At 63.0% G+C, this 1,071-nt stretch carries 1 protein-coding gene; it reads left to right on the top strand.

Going from position 1 to position 1,071, the window contains the following annotated elements; translation table 11 throughout:
- Positions 1 to 105: 105 nt before the first annotated feature.
- Positions 106 to 1,071: an IS481 family transposase gene (locus ABIB54_RS17855; protein ID WP_354576879.1), complete on the top strand. Its 966-nt coding sequence runs from the start codon at positions 106 to 108 to the stop codon at positions 1,069 to 1,071.

Raw genomic sequence — 1,071 nt, 5'->3', positions numbered from 1 at the left:
TGTAGTTCCCGAGGACGTTGTGATCAGCGTGGCGTGAGCTGAGATAGCGAAGACCTCCGGTATCGAAGTGGGTTACCACACTCATTCCGATCCACGGAGGTCTTCGTGACTCACGCTAATGCTCCTTTGACGCCGGTGGGGCGTCTTCGTCTGGCCCGTCTGATTGTCGAGGGCGGTTGGTCGACACGCCGTGCGGCCGAACGGTTCCAGGTCTCGTCGGCAACAGCGTCGAAGTGGGCGTCACGGCATCGAGCTGGTCTACCGATGTCGGACCTGTCGTCGCGGCCCCGCAGCTCGCCGAGCCGGTCGAGTCGTCGTCTGGAACACCGGATCGTGTCGCTGCGGTTCACCCGACGGTGGGGACCGCATCGGATCGGCTACCACCTCGGCGTTCCCCGATCGACCGTCGAGCAGGTGCTGGGCCGTTACCGGATGCCGAAACTGGCCTACCTCGACCAGGCCACCGGGCTGCCGGTCAGACGCCCCAAACCGATCCGCTACGAGCACCCCACACCCGGCGATCTCGTGCATGTCGATATCAAGAAACAAGGGCGGATCCCGGACGGGGGCGGCCACCGCAAGTTCGGCCGCACGATCGGCAACCGCAACAACAAGAAGAAAGGCCGTGGTTACTCATTCCTCCACCATGCGGTCGATGACCACTCCCGGCTTGCCTACTCGGAGATCCTCACCGACGAGAGGAAAGAAACCGCTGCCGGGTTTTGGCTGCGCGCGAACGCGTTCTTCAACGAGCACGGCATCACCGTCAAACGCGTCCTGACAGATAACGGTTCCTGCTATCGATCCCGCGCCTTCGACGCCGCCCTCGGCGCCGCGATCACCCACAAGTTCACGCGCCCCTACCGACCACAGACGAACGGGAAAGTCGAACGTTTCAACCGGACCCTCGCCCAGGAATGGGCCTACGCCGAAACATACCTTTCCGACGAGGCCCGAGCCGCGACATATCAGGCATGGGTCCACGGCTACAATCACCACAGACCCCACACCGGCATCGGCGGCAAGTCACCTATCGAACGCGTTCACAACGTCCCCGGGAACTACAGCTAG

The organism is Frigoribacterium sp. UYMn621, from assembly GCF_040549525.1.
In the GTDB taxonomy this organism is placed as follows: Bacteria; Actinomycetota; Actinomycetes; order Actinomycetales; family Microbacteriaceae; genus Lacisediminihabitans.
The sequence above is the reverse complement of the archived record's forward strand: the minus strand, read 5'-3'. Positions and strand labels throughout refer to the sequence as shown.